Annotated in this window: 12 protein-coding genes; 5 read left to right on the top strand and 7 right to left on the bottom strand. The window is 43.3% G+C overall.

Annotated elements, in window-relative coordinates; genetic code table 11:
* Positions 1-9: 9 nt before the first annotated feature.
* From E0F88_RS25555 to E0F88_RS25545, 3 genes are all read right to left on the bottom strand, one after another.
* Positions 10-399, bottom strand: a complete 390-nt coding sequence (locus E0F88_RS25555) for a hypothetical protein (RefSeq protein ID WP_131961129.1) — start codon at positions 397-399, stop codon at positions 10-12.
* A gap of 193 nt (positions 400-592) precedes the next feature.
* Positions 593-4,408, bottom strand: coding sequence for an ATP-binding protein (locus E0F88_RS25550; protein WP_131961128.1), 3,816 nt, complete (start codon positions 4,406-4,408; stop codon positions 593-595).
* Between the two features lie 181 nt (positions 4,409-4,589).
* The gene (locus tag E0F88_RS25545; RefSeq protein WP_131961127.1) at positions 4,590-5,198 is read right to left on the bottom strand and encodes an alpha-ketoglutarate-dependent dioxygenase AlkB family protein; all 609 of its coding nucleotides are present in this window, start codon (positions 5,196-5,198) and stop codon (positions 4,590-4,592) included.
* A 164-nt stretch (positions 5,199-5,362) separates the two neighbouring features.
* Here E0F88_RS25545 and E0F88_RS25540 point away from each other — a divergent pair, with 164 nt between their 5' ends.
* The 3 genes from E0F88_RS25540 to E0F88_RS25530 are packed head-to-tail and all read left to right on the top strand — an operon-like array spanning position 5,363 to position 7,830.
* A complete protein-coding gene (locus E0F88_RS25540; RefSeq protein WP_131961126.1) occupies positions 5,363-6,508 on the top strand; it encodes an acyl-CoA dehydrogenase family protein in 1,146 nt (381 codons plus the stop codon).
* A complete protein-coding gene (locus tag E0F88_RS25535; protein ID WP_131961125.1) occupies positions 6,492-7,223 on the top strand; it encodes a PIG-L deacetylase family protein in 732 nt (243 codons plus the stop codon). The genes E0F88_RS25540 and E0F88_RS25535 overlap by 17 nt, the downstream gene beginning before the upstream one ends.
* A gap of 13 nt (positions 7,224-7,236) precedes the next feature.
* The gene (locus tag E0F88_RS25530; protein ID WP_131961124.1) at positions 7,237-7,830 is read left to right on the top strand and encodes an SAM-dependent methyltransferase; all 594 of its coding nucleotides are present in this window, start codon (positions 7,237-7,239) and stop codon (positions 7,828-7,830) included.
* Here the strand turns inward: E0F88_RS25530 and E0F88_RS25525 are convergent.
* The 3 genes from E0F88_RS25525 to E0F88_RS25515 form a co-directional block, all read right to left on the bottom strand.
* Entirely contained in the window at positions 7,769-8,965 is a 1,197-nt protein-coding gene (locus E0F88_RS25525) for a glycosyltransferase family 2 protein (protein WP_131961123.1), read from the bottom strand. The genes E0F88_RS25530 and E0F88_RS25525 overlap by 62 nt on opposite strands.
* Positions 8,966-9,005: 40 nt before the next feature.
* Positions 9,006-10,415: a glycoside hydrolase 5 family protein gene (locus E0F88_RS25520; RefSeq protein WP_229213915.1), complete on the bottom strand. Its 1,410-nt coding sequence runs from the start codon at positions 10,413-10,415 to the stop codon at positions 9,006-9,008.
* A gap of 84 nt (positions 10,416-10,499) precedes the next feature.
* Positions 10,500-10,844 carry a hypothetical protein gene (locus E0F88_RS25515; RefSeq protein ID WP_131961122.1) on the bottom strand — a complete coding sequence of 115 codons (345 nt, stop codon included), beginning with the start codon at positions 10,842-10,844 and terminating at the stop codon, positions 10,500-10,502.
* Between the two features lie 214 nt (positions 10,845-11,058).
* On the opposite strand from E0F88_RS25515, the gene E0F88_RS25510 reads away from it, so the two are divergent.
* Together E0F88_RS25510 and E0F88_RS25505 are read left to right on the top strand one after the other, a co-directional pair.
* The gene (locus tag E0F88_RS25510) at positions 11,059-15,141 is read left to right on the top strand and encodes a hybrid sensor histidine kinase/response regulator transcription factor (protein WP_131961121.1); all 4,083 of its coding nucleotides are present in this window, start codon (positions 11,059-11,061) and stop codon (positions 15,139-15,141) included.
* A 118-nt stretch (positions 15,142-15,259) separates the two neighbouring features.
* Positions 15,260-15,649 carry a nuclear transport factor 2 family protein gene (locus E0F88_RS25505; RefSeq protein ID WP_131961120.1) on the top strand — a complete coding sequence of 130 codons (390 nt, stop codon included), beginning with the start codon at positions 15,260-15,262 and terminating at the stop codon, positions 15,647-15,649.
* A gap of 210 nt (positions 15,650-15,859) precedes the next feature.
* Here the strand turns inward: E0F88_RS25505 and E0F88_RS25500 are convergent, their stop codons facing one another.
* On the bottom strand, positions 15,860-19,144 hold the full coding sequence (locus E0F88_RS25500) for a glycosyl hydrolase (RefSeq protein ID WP_131961119.1): 3,285 nt from the start codon (positions 19,142-19,144) through the stop codon (positions 15,860-15,862).
* Between the last annotated feature and the right edge of the window lie 2 nt (positions 19,145-19,146).

The following is a 19,146-nucleotide window of genomic DNA, read 5'->3' as shown; positions in this document are numbered from 1 at the left end:
ACTTCCTGACTAAACGCCGGCAAGCAGACGTTTCCGCCAGGCGCTTACGCGTATTCCTTTCAGATGTTTGATTCTGTTTTCAATGCCGAAATGATGCATCACGGTACACCCCTGACCAAAAACCTGTTCAAATTCATCAATGGCTGCCCGCACCTGTCTTCTGGATACACCACTGTATTCCAGTTGTAAAAGCTGAGACTTTTCCTGGGTTGATTTTTTCAGTTTCCAAAACTGCGGATGGTTTAGGCCGATCGGAGGCCGGTAATTCGTTTCATTCGAATCTTTGATTAAAAATTCAAAATCTATGTCGATCGTATTGCTGTTTCTGAGATGCTGACCTCTGATCACAATCTTAGCCTCTCTGTTTTCAGCCAGTTTAAATATTTTTTCCAGTAACATTTTCCAATTTAATTTGATGTTTCACTTAGCAGCCGTAATTCCCGTCGCATTTTGTGTAAGACGGTGTTTGCTTTAAAGCTGAGTGAGCAAATTTAGGAATAAATCTATTAAGAATATAAAGTCTATTGGTTTAATATACTATTATTTATTAAACGTTTATTTGAAGGTTGCTTTGACTCACCAAAACTGACTTTCACAAATGCTCCGCCTGGTAAAAAGGAAGATAAATATCAAATGAAGCTCCTTTATTTGGTTCACCTTTCGCCCTGATCACCCCAAGATGATTTTCGGCAATTCGTTTACAAATGGCCAAACCAATACCCGTTCCGGAATATTCCCTTTTGGTATGTAACCTTTGGAAAATGGTAAAGATCTGATCGGCATATTGCTGTTCAAAACCGATGCCGTTATCCTGAAACGTCAGATGGGCGTAAGCTTTTCCGGGTGTTAAAAAATCGTGATCAGTTAGATTTGCTGACGGAATAAACTCATACGATACATTTATACGAGGGTCTTCCTTTGAAAACTTGAGTGCGTTCCCGATCAGGTTATAAAAAAGATGATTGATCTGCAAGGGAACAGCCTCGATCACAGGCAAAACATCACTGCTGATGGCCGCCGTTTTTTGATCTGCTAAAAGTTCGAAGTCTTCTTTTACGTTATTCAGAATTGTGTTCAAATCTGTTTCCACAAATTTGAGCTGACCGTTAGCAATCCGGGAGAAGCTGAGCAGGTCGTTAATCAGAATCGACATCCTGCTGGCAGAAGCATTAATCTTGTTAAGGTATGCCAGATTCTGAGGATCATCTCCTGAAATTCTTCTCATAATAAGGTCTGAAAAAACCTGTATCTTCCTCAGCGGTTCCTGTAAATCATGGCTGGATACATAAGCAAACTGTTCCAATTCCCGGTTTGTCTGCACCAGCTGTTCGTTTACTTTTTTTAGTTCGGCGGTGCGGACAGCTACATGGTTTTCCAGCTTTTCTTCCAGCGTTTTTTGCTCATGAATATCCATACTTGATCCCACCCAACGTTCTATCTCATTGGAAGCGTTTCGCTGCGCAACGCCACGGCTCAAATGCCATCGATACTGTCCGTCGTGGCGGCGATACCTGTGTTCGTAAATAAAATCCTCTCCGGTTTCCATCGATTTATTCCAAACTTCCAGATTTGCATCCCTGTCATCCGGATGGATCAGCTGTATCAAACCAACGTCTTTCAGATCCTCCCGGTTGAGGCCGGAATAACTAAAAACAAAGCTGTTATAAAAATTATGTTCTCTTGATTTCGATATCGTCCAGACCAGCTGTGGCATACTGTCGGCCAACAAACGGAACCGCTCTTCGCTGTCTTTGATAAAATCCATGGACGTAACCAGTTCCGTTACATCGTTGGCAATCACCATCACTCCCGTAATGATTTCGTCTTGGTCCTTTAAAGCTTCAAAAGTCAGATTCAGATATAGTTTTTTGATTTTGTGAAAACGGGTGATTTCTACCAGCCACTCCCGCAGAACTTTTCTCTTACCTGTTTTCAAAACATCCAGAGCAACCTGGTCAAAACCGTCAGAAGGTACACTCTGAAAAGCTGACCTGAATGGTTTTCCAATAACCTGAATCGCGGTTTTTCCCCAATACTGAAGCATCATGGCATTGGCCAGCTCAATTACCAATCCGGGGCCGCGAAAAATTCCAATTGCAACAGGAGCCTGCAAAAAAATATTCCGAAGTTTTGATTCTGTTTCGGTTCTGGCTCTGTAGATACGCACCTGTGCCCTGACCTTCGTAAGCAATTCCCTCGCAGAAAAAGGTTTAACCAGATAATCATCTGCTCCCCAGTCAATCCCTTCTATCCTTGCCTCTTCCCCTGCCCTTGCTGAAAGAAAAATAACGGCAACGTGTTCCAGAGAATATTCCGCTTTAAGAAATTTCAGCATTTCTTTTCCGTCCATAACCGGCATCATAATATCACTCACGATAACATCCGGCCTGATAACCAATGCCTTGTCTATTGCATCTCTTCCATTTACGGCCGTTTCAATGGTAAAAAAAGGAGATAGCAACCGGGATAAATACTGACGCATATCTGCATTGTCGTCTACAATCAGAACGCGGACATCTTTTTGAATTTCAAGGCTTTGCTCATTTTCAAAATTTTCGCCCTGTGAAAGCGGTTCAGGATCAGAAATTTCGTTTTCATCCAACAGGGCAACTGCTTCTTTTAAAAATGTTCCCTGCCCGACTTTTGATATATGATTGATCTCAATTTCCGAAATCTGTTCCGCCGGCAAATGATTTTTACCAAGAGGTATTTTAACGGTAAAAACACTCCCTTCGCCTTCCACACTGCTTACACCAATTTCACCATGATGCAACCGTACAAGCTCGTTGACCAGCGAAAGCCCGATTCCGGTACCTTCATGTGTACGTCCAAGAGAATTTTCGATACGGTGAAAACGTTCAAACATATGCGGCAATTCTTTTTCAGGAATACCAACGCCTGTATCTCTTACTTTTAGAAATGCAAAATCATCTTCTTCAAATAATTCAACGTAAACACCTCCTTTCAGTGTGTATTTAAATGCGTTGGATAAAAGATTCAGTACAATTTTTTCCCACATTTCAGTGTCCACATAAACAGGCTTACTTAGGGCAGATTCTCTTATCACAAGCTCCATTCCTGCTTTTTCTATAATCGATCTGAAATTGCTGGTAAGATCTGCGGTCAGGGCGTTCAGGTTTACACACTGATAAACTGCCTTTACTCTTCCGGCCTCCATCCTGCTAAAATCCAGCAAATTGTTTACCAGTTTCAGCAGTCGCAGTGCATTCCGTTGGGTCGATTCAAGATTATTTTTGTAAAGCGATTTCTGCATTTCGGGCTGAAGTAACAATTCTTCCAGCGGTCCAAGTATCAAAGTCAGCGGTGTTCTAAACTCATGGCTCACGTTACTAAAGAAGGCCGTTTTTGCCCGATCTATTTCAGCAAGCTGTTCCGCTCTTTTTTGTTCCTGCTCGTATGCATAAACACTTGAAAAGGCGGTATTTATGGTATTGGATAATAATTCAAAAAAATTCCTGTACTCCTGATCCAGCATTCTGCCGGAACTCACGCCGGCGACAAGAAAACCGGATGGCTTCGGCTGACCTGCAATTAAGATAGGGAAGATCAGCGCAGTATGCGGCGCTTCCTGAAAAGGTCCGCTCTTAAAAGCCCCAAACTGCGAAGCGAGATTTTTAACCTCTACCATTTGCTGGCTTTCGAGTACGAGAGCCAAAGGCCAGGCGGTGGCACCGGCGTCCTGTAGGGAAATCGTTGGACTGCCTATAACACTTTTTTCGGAGATGCCCGCTTCTCCCTTTAAAATTGCCTCGTCAGCAATTTCATTTACTTCATAAATTTGAATGAACGGTATATCATACCCATAGTTTTCATGTCCCTCAAAAAGCCTCTCAAAAATCTGTTCTGTATTTTTTGCTTTCCCAAGTTGTAAGGCAACGTCACGAAGTAACTGTGTTCTGCGGGCACTGAGCATCTTGTCAGTCGTTTCGGTAATGGGATGAAAAATCCCGCCCACTTCACCAGATTCATCACGAATAGGTGCAAACGAAAAGGTCATAAAGGCTTCTTCCAGATAACCAAACCGGTCTAAAACCATCTGCTGGTCTTTGATGTAAGTTCCTTCTCCCGCGAGTCCTCTGTCAAAAGCATCTCCAACTACCGGTAAAGCAGTTTCCCAGCAAATCTTAAAGTTCTGCCCCATCGATTCCGGATGTTTTGCCCCACAAATCGGACGGTAGCTGTCATTGTATATCTGGATCATTTCAGGTCCCCAGGCAATTAAAATAGGGAAAGTAGAGGAAAGGCAAAGACTGACGGTAGTTCTTAAACTTTGCGGCCACTGATTAACAGGCCCAAGTGCTGTTTGTGACCAGTCCATTGAGCGTATCAGTTCACCCATTTCTCCCCCACCCGATAAAAATTGTTCGCCGGACTCTGAATTATGCATTTTGCTTTATTATCGAAGTATTATACGCATCTTTCAGAAGAAGTATAAAACTTATTTTATTCAGATTTAACCGTGAAAGAGCATTTCAAAGTTAATAAAATTTCAGCACAGGCAGTTTCCGTGAAGGTATTTTGGAAAATAAATCCGAATGCAAATAACCCGGCAGGTGCTGACGAAAATTTCATTCTCTGATCAGCCGGAAAGTCATATTGATTCGTTCAGCAATGTCTTTTTTGGATTTGGGAATACGGTGCTCCCAATGATGCTGCAAATCTCCTTTCATGATCAGGAGTGAGCCATTGTTCAGCCTAAGGGCATATTTACCCGAATGATCCGCTTTTCTCCGAAACTCAAAATCTCTGGCCTGTCCAATGCTCAGTGAAGCAATATGCGGTCTTGTTCCCAGTTCCCGCTCATTGTCGGCATGCCAGGCAACAGAATCATTTCCATCACGATAATAGTTGAGCAGGACACTGTTAAATTCCAGTTTTGTCAATGTTTCAATTTCCTTTTTCAGATGAAGAAGTGAATCAGTCCAGGGAACCGGATCAAATTTGGTACCGGAAAAACGATAAGTTCTGTTGGTATCTCCATACCAGGCAGTTAGCCGCGGAGTGACCACAGGTTTACCATACATCTGGATAATCTGTTGTCTCCATGGCACCTCTTCGATAAGTACTTTCAACAGGTCCATACATTGTTTTGTATCTAAAAACTGAGGATAAAATTCCAGCAATTCTTCCGGAAACCTCAGACTTTCATTCGCACCAAATAGACTTAACTGTTCCATGGTTTTGCCCGTCCCGCCTTATTTATTTTTTTCTTATCCAAACAATTATTCTACACATCGGCAAAGGCACATTTTTTGTACTCCCGTCTGCCTGATGTAGTTAAACAACCCTTCCGGATAATGGTTTCCTATTCTCAACAAAAGATTTTTTTAAACATGAAATAATGGTATTAACGGATTATACAGATCGTATTTCTCTACATAAATTGTACGGTCAAATAGCAAAAAATGCTGCTCAACTGGACCAAACGGGCTGTTTTCCGGAACAGGAATTTAATTACATCAAAGAAGCCGGTTTACTTGGGATAACACTTCCAGGCAATTTTTTATCTTTTGATAAATTAAAAACCAAAGAGCTGCTCATGCTGCTCAAGGAAATCGGGAAAGCCAGTTTGCCGGTGGGCAGAATTTATGAAGGGCATATCAATGCACTGTACCTGGTTTCTTTATTTGCCACACCTGCTCAAAAAGAACGTTGGTTTACAGACGTAAATTTTGGGAAAAAGCTTTTTGGTGTTTGGAATACACAGGAAGCCAACGGTGTGCGCATCTACGATTTTGGAAACGGTAAATACCGGCTGAAAGGAACAAAGACTTTCTGCTCCGGTGCTGATTGTATCGACAGACCTCTTGTAACAGGAAAATTAATTTCGCCAAACAAAAGAGGCTGGCAGATGTTTATCATTCCAACCGAAAAAGTGAAAGCCATCAGAGCCGACCGCAGTTTCTGGAATCCGCTTGGCATGCGCGCTTCTGTAAGTTACAAAATGGATCTTTCGGGTATTGAACTACGCGAGGCCGATTTACTTGGACCACCGGATGCCTATTATCAGCAGCCTCATTTCAGTGGCGGGGCAATTCGTTTCGCAGCCGTACAACTTGGCGGAGCAGAAGCGATTCTGGAAGAAACACACCGTTTTTTACGAAGTACTCACCGTACGGACGACGCTTACCAGCGTGCACGAATCGCAGAAATAAGCTACCTCACAGAAACTGGAAATTTGTGGCTGAATCAGGCAGGAGCAAAAAATGACGACTGGATTAAAAAACCCGGGACGGCGGATCAGATCGTCGCTTATGCCAATATGACCAGAACCGTCGTCGAAGATATTTGCCTGCGCACGATGCAGTTGGCGGAACGCTCCGTCGGCTCCCGCGGCTTTATGAAACCCAATCCGCTTGAACGACTTCACAGGGATCTGACAACGTATCTGAGACAACCGGCGCCGGATGCAACGCTGAATTCGATAGGTGATTATGTTTTGAGACAGGAATCAACAAATAAACTTTGGGATGATGCAAGAAGGTAACTGGCACAGTGACGCAAAATGGCTGGATCCGAAGGATTTGGGAAAAGTACTGGTAATCGCGCCGCATCAGGATGACGAATCACTGGGTTGTGGAGGCACCATCGCTTCGCTACGGGAATATGGTCTTTCTGTTCATGTGCTTTTCATCACCGACGGAAGTAAATCGCATCCCAATTCGATAAAATATCCTTTCAAAAAACTGGTTTCGCTCAGAGAACAAGAATCGCTTAATGCATTAGGAATTCTTGGTGTAGGGGCAAAGGACGTAACTTTTTTAAGATTACCCGACGGTGCGTTACCGGGTTCCGGAGAAGAAGGATTTGGGGAAAACGCAGGTTTGGTTTCCGCAGTTTTGAAAACAATTAAACCTCAAACAATCTTCCTTCCCTGGCAGCGCGATCCGCACCGTGACCACCGGGCAACCTGGCAAATTACCACAGAAGCTATAAAACAAACGGATACAAAAGTAGGACAACTGGAATATCTGATCTGGCTGTGGGAACGAGCAGATGACGCCGATTTGCCGAAACCGGAAGAAGTAAAAGTATGGAAAACAGATATTGAAAGTGTGAAACAAAAAAAGAAGGATGCGATTAAAGCCCATGTTTCTCAGACTACGCAACTGATCGACGATGACCCGGAAGGATTTACTCTGTCAGAAGAAGTTCTGAATCATTTTGACAAAAGTATTGAAATTTTTATTGAACGATCCTAAAAAACTAAACTCCATGGAAAAGCCAGGTAATTCTCTGCCCGAAGACTATTTTAATGATGTGTACCGCAATAATGAAGATCCCTGGGAATTTGAAACCAGCGAATATGAGATCAATAAATACAGAACGACAGTAGGTGCATTACCCCGAAAATCATATAAAAGTGCCTTCGAAATCGGATGCTCTATTGGCGTGCTGAGTGAATTGCTGGCGGGCAAATGTGAAAAGCTTTTGGCTGTTGATGTGGCAGAAGCACCTCTGGTAAAAGCCCGAGTAAGATTGAAAAATCTCAGTCAGGTAGAATTTAAAAAACTGGCCGTACCGGATCAGTTTCCGACAGGCCAGTTCGATTTGATCGTTGTTTCAGAAGTTGCTTATTATCTGGCCTGGCCGGATTTTCATCTTTTGCAGGAAAAGATATTAAAGCATTTGGAACAAAAAGGGCATCTGTTGCTTGTACATTGGACGCCCATTGTTCACGATTATCCTTTAACCGGTGATGAAGTCCATGACGATTTCATGAAATTAGCCGGCGATAACCAGCCGCTCAGGCACTTGCACGGCCAGCGCGAACAAACATATCGCTTGGACTTGTTTGAAAAGCATTAGTTTTCCTGCTTTTTATGAATAGCCTCAGCTGATCAATGGCTTCATGGATCGGCTGAAGCTCCGGCTCCCGATTTCCAACCAACAGGTTGATCACATCCCAAAGTCCTCCGAAATAGGTCGAACTGATCAGCTGTGAATGCAGCCATTCAACTTTTATATTCAGTTTCGCAGCAATTGAGCTTAATTCATCTCTTCTTACGATACGCTTTTCAACGTAGTCATTCCAGCATTGGCGAAGCTGGGCGCGTATTTCAAACATGAGTAAAACCGGCGTAACGTCTTCCACCATTTGCGGGATCCGGGCTTCGTCCTCATTCATCCACCTTCTGAGCTGTTCGGAAAAACCGATACTAACTCGGCCATCCACACGGGAAGATGTATAAACTTTCACTTCAAAACTTCTCCTGATCCGGGCATCCTGAAGCATCAGTGCTTTATGAAAGGCCATATCTTCCAGAAACGGAACCTGTGGTAATCTTCCCGCCTGATTATACATGCTGCAGGTTACAGCCATATTAGCTCCAAAATATTGAAAATGGCATGGGAAAGGATTGTGTTGACGTGGATCGATCAGCGATTCGGCTTGGGCCAGCAGACAACGGTAGGTTACGTCCCGTAAATGATAAAGCCGGGAAGTTCCACCCTCTTTTTCAGTCAATATTCGTCCACCAACAGCGTCATTCCCCTTTTCAATCTCGGCTATGATATTACAGATCCACCGGCTGTCCACAGTCGTATCACCGTCGGTTGATGCAATAATGCCATTCTGATTACCCGTGAGCATCAGGCGGCGATAAGCATCGTCCATCAAAAGACGTCTTACCGTACCGATGTTGGCACGATCTCCTTCCTGCCAAATTTCCTCTGCGGCCAGTCGAAATGACGGATATAAGGCTGCATATTTTTCGGCTATTTCGAAAGAATTGTCGGTTGTATTATTTACCAAAACCAAAACCTCATAAACATCCGATGGAAGCCGGTTTCCGGAATTATCTTCCTGCAGACGTAATGCTTCCAATGTTTCCCACAAACATTCCGCTTCATTTCTTACCGGCACTATAACGCAAACCTTGGTGGATGCGGAAGGTTTAATTTTATCAAAAAGAATACGATCAACAGCTAAATCCGCTATCATGTATGGGTTGTTTAGATCAAAATAATTTCGATCTAGCCGCTTAAAAAACTTGTGCCCGTTCAGCAATTTTCCGGATTGCGAGCGCTATATTATTTTCCGGTAAATGAAAGGATATTCTTAATTGATCAGCTTCATGATATAATTCCCTTGCTTCGCCCTTCCCTGAGACGGTATTCCAAAAACTAACACGGTATAACCCTGCGTTCAACCAGGGAACAGCGATCTCTACTTCCGGATTCGTCTTTTTTACGATCTTTTTTCTTACGTAATTTTGCCGCTCAAGAAGCCAGATAACCGCCTGCCTGTCATCGCCACATCCGAAAACTGAAATATGGGGATTAGTAACCTCAATCTGCTCGTTCAGGTTTTGACGTTTAAATGTTTTCCAGTCTATCAGTTCCAAAAATCCTGCCAGATTCAGCTGAGCTCTGCGCATGCCGTGCGTGAGTACATGCGGATGCCGATATGGCCAGCGCATTCCTCCTCCCGCACCTCCGGACGCCAGGTGCGCCCACTGCATATTGAGAAAATACTGATCATCAAATTCTTCCGGCAAGTTGTTTTTCCGTTTTTTGAAGTAATCAATCGGGCCATGTTCGCTATCCAGAAATGGCCGGTTCTCCGGTAAATGAAATAGTGCTTCGCGAACCATTTCTCCGGTTGCAACGGCAGCATCAGCGGTATTGCGCGGATAATTGATGGTTTTGTTTTCGTAAAAATGCGTACTGGCGAAGTCCAGTTTGGGATGTTTAAAAATCAGGTCAGACATATCATGCTGCTGCATCAGCGGCGCAAAAACGGAAACCGTTTGCGGGTGGGTTTTACCATAAAGCCGTAACTCAAACTGTCTGATATGATCACTGATCTGATCCACAAAAACGTAAAGTCCGTCCATTTCACCCAAGGCATTTGCCGGACCGATTTCGTTCCAAAGATCCCAGGCAAACAGTACGCCGCTCCCACCCCAGCGTTCAATTACAAAAGAAAACCGGTTTTTTATTGCTGCCAATGTTTCGGGACAGGTTAACCAGCGTGTTTTGCTTTTGCAAGGACCGCCATTCAAGGCGTTGTAAGGATGATGTTTCCATCTTCTCCGCATCCAAAATGTGTCAAAAGGAGTGAGCAAGATCCGGAGTTTATATTTTTCGCATAAAACAAAAAGATCATCCCAGAACTGAATCATATGAGGCTGGTATCTGCCAACCGGCTTTTCAAAATAGCGGTGTTCTGTCTGGCAATATTCGAGCATAATTCTCAGGCAAGTCACACCATGCGCAGTTAGATATGCTAGATGCCCCTCCACCTGCGCCACATCCTTTCTCCGAAAAAGCCCTGATAAATCAGGCCAGGTAACCGCATCGTTCTGACCGATGGGTGTCCAGTTTTCACCGTTTTCGTCAATAAAATACGGGGCGTTCTTAATTGTTGTTATCCAGCTCAGTTTTTCCAAATCGCTATTTTAAAAATAATATAAGAAAAAAGCCCGCTCGGTTCAGAGGCAGGCTTTTGTAAAAATAAAGATGACAACTGATCCCTAGTTATCTCTTGTTTTTTTCTCTACTTTATCAGCAGTTTTGTTTACACCTTTTTTGGTTGCGTCGTAGCCTTTCTCAGCAGTTTCTCCTACCGCCTTTGCTCCTTTTTTAACTCCTTTTTTGGTCGCGTCGTAACCTTTCTCGGCAGTTTCACCCACTTTGTCAGCTCCTTTTTCTACACCTTTACCAACCGCTTTCGCATCTTTCTTGATTTCCTTACCAGCTTTTTTCGTAGCAGATTTGGTTTTATCAGCTGCTTTGTCGGCTTTTTCCTGAGTGGTTTCCTGTGCGTAAGCAAACGCAGAAATTGCCACCATCGCGATCATTATGATTACCTTTTTCATGATTAAGTCTAATTAACAAAATTGGTTTTTAGTTGTTACGGTTTTACCGTTAAACAATCATACCAGGATATTTTCTCTAAGGGAAATTATTCATTTACAACAAAATAATATCGAACCTTGATTCCTTCCGCTCCCGGTATTTTATAGGCTGACGATGCCTGAATGGCGATTTGATTTCAGAAGTTTCTAACTTTACCTTTATTACTCCAACGCAATGAAGCTGAAATTTTTCTACTGCCTTTTTACTCTCTTTATCATCATCAGCGGGAGTTGCGTCGTTGTTTCGCTTAAAGCACAAGCTCCAAAAAAACCTTTGCGGATTATTACTACAAAAGACGGCCTGCCCCAGTCTTTTATTTCCGGTTTAACTCAGGATGTAAATGGTTTTGTCTGGATAGGAACCCGCAATGGTCTTGCGCGGTACGATGGAATTCACTTTAAAGTCTTCCGGCATAGTAAGAGCGACACGGCATCCATCAGCTCCAACGTGATAATTTCCCTCAAACAGAACAGCAGAAAACTGATTTATATCGAACATGAATCATCTCAAATTGATGTACTTAATCCGACAAAAGAAACAATTCACAGAATTACAGCTGCCCCCCTCTTTAAAAACAAAACGGTTCGTTTTGTCAGACGCGGCTGGCTTGTAGACAGAGACGATAAATTGTGGGTTGCCGAAAAAGCAAATGGCATTTTTGTTTATAACTGGAAGCTTAAAACCATTTCTCATCTTACTCAAAAATCACATGGATTGCCCAGTGATACTATCCGGGGCTTTTTAGAAGATCATAAAAAACAAATCTGGGTTGTCAGTCAGAGAGGGTTAAGTCTTTTTAACACCAAAACAGAAAAGTTTTCCCACGTAGCCCTGCCATTTGAAGCTGATTATAATAATTACGTCAATTCCGATGCTGAGATTGTTGCTGTACATGAAAGAAAAAATGGTGAGATCATGTTCAGCGATCGCCGACAGCTTATTTTGTACAATCCTTCAACGGGATCATTCAGGATGTACGCGTTCCCTTTTCTATCTGTAACAGGAATTAATTCGATTCAAACCGGGCCGGACGGATATGAGTATATGGAATCGGGCGGTTTCGTTTATCGTTACGACGAAAAAAAAGGGTTGGTCGCAGTTGGTGATGTTGCCATGAATTCCATGAGGGAAGTTCCATCGTTTTTAATTGATCAGTCTGGTTTGATCTGGCTTGGGACCAATGCGGCAGGAATTCACCAGATCGACCTGACAACGCCGTTCTTTGAATCCAGTGCTTCTCAGTTTTCATTTCACCGCAATCTGATAAAACAGGAACTTAATACCACGCTTGAAGACTTCTCCGGCTGGCCTCTGTCCGACAAACAGTTCAGTTCTTCGAGTTATTTTTTTCGCTCTGCTTACGATAAAAACAATCAGTTATGGATTGCGCTTCGTGATCAGGTCGGGCGTTACGATTCACTTACCAAACGATTTACTCTATTACCAAAAGCGCCCGTCGGGGCTAGTCCTGCCAATCTTTCATTTGGCATAAGAGGAATTGCCTTTTCACCTGAAAATAAACTTTGGGTTATCGGTTATGACGGATACATCGGCCAGTTCGACGTTGCTGCAAAAACATGGGTACCTTTCCTTGATCCGGTTGCAATCAGAAAAGGAACAGACAAAGATCTGACGTTGCTGGATCTTTCAGTTGATAGAGACAAACTTTGGATTACAACCGGTACCGGCCAGGGACTGTTATCTGTTGAGATCAGGACTAAAAAAATTACCTGGTTTAATCAAAAAACACATCCGGATCTTTTCCCAACCGACCTTTTGCAGGGCTTGCAGCAGGATCCGGCCAACCCGGATCTTTTATGGATCGGTACTTATGACGGGTTGGTCAGGCTCAGTAAAAAAACGCTCAACAGTGAGGTTTTTACTATGGAAGATGGACTTCCGGACAATACCATTTACTCTATCCTTACTGACAAATCCGGTTATCTGTGGCTGAGCACCAATAAGGGTTTGCTTCGTTTTCATCCCGTAAGCCATCAACTGCAAACTTTTCACAGTGCGGATGGTCTGCCCGGAGATGAATTTAACCGTTTCCATCACCTGAAACTTCCGGACGGGCGACTTGCCTTTGGTGGAACCGAGGGCTGGATTCTGTTTGATCCCACCGCAATGCTGGCCGACACATTCCGGCCGCAGGTCGCCTTTACCGCTTTGAAAATCAATAATGAACTGGTTACGCCCTCATCGGACGGTTTGCTGCCTGCGCCATTGAATGAACTTAATGAATTGTCGCTGCCCTATGACCAGAACAGTCTCACCGTTGAATTTGCCGGACTCGAATTTAGTCGTCCAAAAAAACTGAGATACCGTTATCAGCTGGAAGGTTATGACGAAAAGTGGATAATTTCCGATAACACGCCCATCGCAAATTATACCAAACTTCCTCCCGGAGATTATAAACTGCGAATCAATTCTTCAAATACAACCGGACAGTGGAGTCCGCATGTTAGAGACCTTGTTTTGCATATTAAACCGCCTTTCTGGCAAACGTGGTGGGCTTATATATTTTACTCACTCGCAGCGGCGGGATTAATTTGGTTGTACATCAACTACCGCTTAAACCGGGAACGTCTTCGTCAGGATATGATCCTGAAAGAACGAGAAGCTGAACAGCTGAAAACGCTGGACGAAATGAAAACGCGTTTTTTCTCTAACATTACACACGAGTTTCGTACTCCACTGACATTGGTTCTAACACCTGCGCAGCGTCTTAAAACTACACTTCAGCAACCCGACCAGCTGCGTTGGCTGGATGCGATTGAACGTAACGCTCATCAGCTTCTGAGACTGATCAACCAATTACTTGACCTGTCCAAACTCGAATCCGGATCATTAAAGATAAACGAAGCACGAGGCGATATTGGCAAATTTCTGGAAAATCTGGTGGAATCTTTTTCAGAAGATGGGGAAAATAAAGGAGTTAAACTATCATTTAACAACCCGCTTGAAGATACCGAATACTGGTTTGACCCCGATAAACTGGAAAGAATTGTTTCCAACCTGTTGGCGAATGCCCTGAAATTTACTTCTCGCGGCGGATCTGTGCAATTGATTTTGTCTGAGGAAATTCCGGATTCCGGTTTTGAAAAAAATCAAAAAAATGGCATTTTCTTAACCATTCTGGATTCAGGAATTGGTATTCCAAAAGAGAGTTTGCCTTATGTCTTTGACCGCTTTTATCAGGTTGATAATCCTGCGATGGATAGACGCCAGTCTCATGGATCCGGTATCGGACTTTCGCTGGTTAAAGAACTGGTTGATCTCCAAAAGGGTCACATTGAGGTCAGCAGTACTGAAGAAAAAGATTCGGTCTGGAAGACGAAGTTTACAGTATGGCTTCCATATCGTAAGGCAGATATTTCCGATGGAATTTCTAACCAGCCGTTTATATCTTTAAAAACGGAAAATCAGAGCTACGGTTTAATAAATGATGTTTTGGATTCCGGCCAGGGTAAAAGTGTTTCCTCCGAGGCGGTTTCCGTACTTTTGGTTGAAGACAATGCAGAACTGGCTGAATTTATTGCAGACAGCTTACCCGAAACGTATTTTACAACCAAAGCGATTAATGGCGCTGATGGAATTGAAAAGGCATTAAGTTTTATGCCAGACCTGATTATCAGTGATGTTTTAATGCCGGTAATGGACGGTTTCGAATTTTGCAGTAGATTAAAAAAAGACGACCGTACGAATCACATACCCATTGTGCTGCTCACTGCGAAGGTTTCCTTTGACGATCGCATAGAAGGTCTCACGCTCGGTGCGGATGATTACCTGACCAAACCTTTCCATATTCAGGAATTACAGCTGCGGGTAAACAATCTGCTTGAACGCCAGAATCGCCAGCGTGAAAAAATTCATTCTGAAATAAACAGCACATCTTCTGTTTCTTTTAAAAGTAGCGAAATGCAGCCAGCGGTTCACGATATTTTTATTCAAAAGATTTACGTAATTCTGGATCAAAAACTCGATGATTCAACTTTTGGCGTTGAACAGCTAGCAGCAGAAATAGGAATGAGCCGTGCCAATTTGCATCGCAAAACCAAAACAATGACAGGCATGTCACCAGGTGATATTATACGAAATTATCGTCTGAAACGCGCTGCTCAGTTTCTTCTGGAAGGACACAATAGTTCGGAAACGGCTTACCTGGTTGGCTTCGAAAGTCCCGCTTACTTCTCTAAATGTTTTCGGGATTTTTATAAGACAACACCGCACGAATACGCTCAATCCATGCACTAACCTAAATTTTATTTATACATCCGGCATGTTGCAACTGTTTTTATAACATTTGCAACATCGTTGATAACGCCATTTTGATAGTTTCCGGACTTTTGTATCAGACTTTAACGGAAAGAAAATGGTATCGATAACAGACACTGAACAGATTGTCAGACAAGAAAAGCTCCTGCAATACGCCATCAAAAACAGTGAAATTCCGAACCTGGAAAACTTCCTTCCGGACAATCTGATTTTTGCGGATGACCTTGAAATCTTATTTGAAGAAGACACGAAATTAAATAACCGGAGAAGCAGAATGCTCCAGATCATGGATGTTTCGGTTCTAAATCAGGAGTTTGATGTTACAGAAACAGCCGCCAGAGTTTCTATCATAAAGCAAATCACTGGCATCTTTCACGATCAGTGTTTCAGCCAGCAATACAAATACCAGTGGGTCTGGAAATGGACCGACAACGGTTGGCAGGTTGTCAGATCCTGTTGTTCCCTATTATCTGCCGGTGAAATCTGAGACATTTTTTATTCTGAATATTCCTAAACCTACCTTTCAATAACACAGTTTATTTTAACCTGAAATTTTTATCCGTTTGACCCTGGTAATCAGTTTTTGATTCCCGCACCTAAACTTAGTTAATTTTTAAAGGTGGTATTTTTTAATATCGGTGGCAGTTGAATCTGACCACCGATATTTTTTTGCCGGGCTGAACAGAAGTTGAGTTAATCATTTCCCTCCGTCACCATAAGTCGTAATCTTAACCGGACCAAAAAGCCCGGACGGCTCCATGGCTGTATTTTCATTCACTACCGGGGTAGACATCCAGGTTTTTCGCTGATCCGCAGGCAGTTTGGCATCGCCAATGAGACGGTTTGCCCAGCTATTTACAACACTGATCTCCATTTGGTTTTCACCTGCTTTCAATACTTTTGTAATATCCAGTTCATACGGAGCTGTCCAGACACCGCCTACTTCTATTCCGTTTATTTTCACTTTTGCAATTGAAATTACTTTTCCAAGTTCCAGGATAACCTTTTGTTGTTTTTGCAATTTATCGGCGATAAAAGTCTGCTTGTAAACAGCAGTTCCGGAATAGTATTTAATCTCATCCTCAGGCCGTTTGGTCCAGTCGACCAGTTTTTCAAAAACAACCGGCTGCTGAGGGCCGCGCATGGCAGGATTAAAGCTAACGGTCCAGGGTTTGGCAATTTCCTTACTGCCGACAGGTGCAGGAAAATTGATCCCTTTCCCGGAACTTGTCTTCCCAATGTCTTTTCTGAAAACAATCACAGCACTTTCGTAAGCCGATAGCTGCATCGGAACAGTGGTGTGCTCTCCTGCCTGACTAAATTCCGGTAAAGTTCTGACCTCACCCGTAATGGGATTCCACCACTCAGGCGCTTTTCCGGTTACTTTGAAATCAGCGCGGATCTTCCTTTTTTTACTGTTTTGGTTCGAAACAAAATAAGCTTCACCTTCAGGCAAGGTCCGGTGAATAAACAAAACCGAATCCGAATCCGCTTTAAAGTCCGGAGCTATTTTGATCAGATCAAGTGCCTGCTGCATATCCATTCCGGAAAGCACCATCCCTTTGCCCAGCTTATTCATTTTTATCTGCTGTCCGTCGATATTACCCCAAAGTTCCGCGGCTATCTTTTGAACCTCCTCATCGGCTGATGGATATCCCTGCAAACTTGGTGAACGAAAAGGTTTTGGCCCGAGTACAACCGCTCCTTCCGAAACAAGATACCTGATTTTCGCCAGCAGTTCCGGACGAATCGTTTCCAATTTTGGCAAAACAAGTATCCGGTAGTTCATGCCGTCAGGCAAAACCAGCCTACCGTCCTTCACAGAAATTCTGTTTTGAATAACCTCTCCATTGATGTAATCGAAAGAATATCCTGCTGGCAGTGCAGGATCAACAATACCTGTCATCTTGGGGGCGTCTTCCCCAATAAAATAAGCAGCTTCGGCGACATACTTTCCCTGCTGCAGGATAAAATTCGACCTTTTAAGATATTGAATAAAAATATCCATATCGTTAAACCAGGTGTTCTTCCGGTTGAAATCATTACCAAACCAGGCATTTACACCCGGCAGTTTATCTTCGTAGGGCTGATGGATAAAAACATGCAGCAAAGTATTGTTGATTCCTTCTGTAAAAAAACGGTCGCCTCTTTGTTTCATCAAAGCCGGATAACGGCCAAATCCGCGCCCCGCTGCCGTGAAAGATTCTGCTGAAACCTTGGTTTTTCCATAAATATGCGCGGCAGAAGATGCGGCCCTGTTTTCAATATCACCCAGCTCGCCCTCACTCCAGAACTCACCGCCAATTTCGTCAGACTGGCCGCCATACTGTAAAAACTCTCCAGGAAAACCCCAGTGACCGTAATTTTCCAGCCATGTGGTCAGTCCGTTTGCATTACTTATTTTCCTTAGCCCTGCTACATATTCATGTGCAACCCTATCCGCAATAAAACGTCTTAAATCCCACAAAAAGCGATCGGATTTTTCCTGGCTGCCTACCACATCACCGGATAAAACCGGCATGTATGGCAGCGGATCGTATTGATATTTTTGTTTAAAAGATTCGATCAGTCCGTCCGTCCAGTTTTGGCCGCCCGTTTCGTAACTATCCTGCACAATCACCTTCCAGGTTTTGCGGTCCTCTGCCGGAATACGTTTTTGGATGGCTCCCATAAAAGCATTAAAATGAGAAACCACATGTTCGCTGCTCATTTTATCAACCTCCAAACCTGTCCCTTCCGGAGAAGCAGGTGAGTTGGTTACGCCGGTGGTAACCATGCCGGTACGCCGCACAATCCATTCTCCTGCCGGAACATCCCAGTTCAAAATGCCGTCCGAATTCATGTAGCGCGAAATATCGATAACTGTTTCCGGATTGATCACCACAGATGGATCGTTCACAACCGACTGCACCGGCCACTGGTATTCCTTCCAGTAAGGCAACGGAGTGGGATACATTTTAGCCAGCGTTTTTTCTGCGTAATTTTCAATTTTAGGAGAAGTTAACATTTCAACATCGGTGATGCCGCCACCATCTGAAACGTCCCTGAAAACAAGACGAAAATGATTTGATTTTGTTTCAGGAAAAGAAGCACTGACTGGTGCATAAGGATCGAAACCGACATTCAATGCGTCGTTACTGCGTTCGATGGTGAAACTTTTTACTTTTCTAAAAGTTTCGTTTTCATGCACCAGCAAATCTACATTGGCCGTCATACGCTTACGCGACGGATAAATAGTAATGCTCCTGGCCGTAAATTCGCTTTGAATGTTAAAGTCAATAAAGTTTTCTTTGTTCGGCTGAAAAGTGATTCCGGTCGCCGTATTTTTATCCAAAATATCTTTCAGCTTGCCCGTAACTGTTGAAGAGGTAACCAGAGGATCCAGTGCTGTTATAGATTTCCCGAAATCCTTCGGAAGCGGAAATGCGATTACCCGTACATCCTGAAAATCAGGTTTTGGCCGTGCAAGCGCAATTCTAATCTTTTGTGCACCTTTTAATTTAATGGAAGAAGAGGTGAGGTAACGCATCGATTGTTCCGGTTTGATCCAGGGCCCACCCGACTGGCTCCATCCCGGCCCGTTAAACATCCCGATTTCGATATTCAGTTCGGTAGCCGTTTTCAGCGCTGCATGTGTAATTTCCCACCATTCATCGGTGAACATTTTTATTTTACCCACGGGCGCACCCAAACCGATGTTTCCAATAAAAGCACGGTTGATACCCACTTTTTTCATGGCATATAAATCCTTAATCACACCCTCTTTTGAAATATGATCCGATATCCAGTACCAATAAACGCTGGTTTGAATTGAATCGGGTGAGGTAACAAAACCCGTTTCCAGTTTTGACAGAGTTGTTAGATTATTTGTTTCCTTGGTTTTAGAAGTGTTTTTTAAGGAATTGCAGGCCGTAATAAAAAGTAAAACGGCAATTGTTAATATCCACGCTGTATTTAAGTATCGTCTCGAAAAACTGGACATGC

The organism is Dyadobacter psychrotolerans, from assembly GCF_004349265.1.
Taxonomy (GTDB): domain Bacteria; phylum Bacteroidota; class Bacteroidia; order Cytophagales; family Spirosomataceae; genus Dyadobacter; species Dyadobacter psychrotolerans.
The sequence above is the reverse complement of the archived record's forward strand: the minus strand, read 5'-3'. Positions and strand labels throughout refer to the sequence as shown.

Coding starts and splice junctions, on each gene's coding strand:
- E0F88_RS25555 (WP_131961129.1), bottom strand. CDS start 399: ATGTTACTGGAAAAAATATTTAAACTGGCTGAAAACAGAGAGGCTAAG.
- E0F88_RS25550 (WP_131961128.1), bottom strand. CDS start 4,408: ATGCATAATTCAGAGTCCGGCGAACAATTTTTATCGGGTGGGGGAGAA.
- E0F88_RS25545 (WP_131961127.1), bottom strand. CDS start 5,198: ATGGAACAGTTAAGTCTATTTGGTGCGAATGAAAGTCTGAGGTTTCCG.
- E0F88_RS25540 (WP_131961126.1), top strand. CDS start 5,363: ATGGTATTAACGGATTATACAGATCGTATTTCTCTACATAAATTGTAC.
- E0F88_RS25535 (WP_131961125.1), top strand. CDS start 6,492: ATGATGCAAGAAGGTAACTGGCACAGTGACGCAAAATGGCTGGATCCG.
- E0F88_RS25530 (WP_131961124.1), top strand. CDS start 7,237: ATGGAAAAGCCAGGTAATTCTCTGCCCGAAGACTATTTTAATGATGTG.
- E0F88_RS25525 (WP_131961123.1), bottom strand. CDS start 8,965: ATGATAGCGGATTTAGCTGTTGATCGTATTCTTTTTGATAAAATTAAA.
- E0F88_RS25515 (WP_131961122.1), bottom strand. CDS start 10,844: ATGAAAAAGGTAATCATAATGATCGCGATGGTGGCAATTTCTGCGTTT.
- E0F88_RS25510 (WP_131961121.1), top strand. CDS start 11,059: ATGAAGCTGAAATTTTTCTACTGCCTTTTTACTCTCTTTATCATCATC.
- E0F88_RS25505 (WP_131961120.1), top strand. CDS start 15,260: ATGGTATCGATAACAGACACTGAACAGATTGTCAGACAAGAAAAGCTC.
- E0F88_RS25500 (WP_131961119.1), bottom strand. CDS start 19,144: ATGTCCAGTTTTTCGAGACGATACTTAAATACAGCGTGGATATTAACA.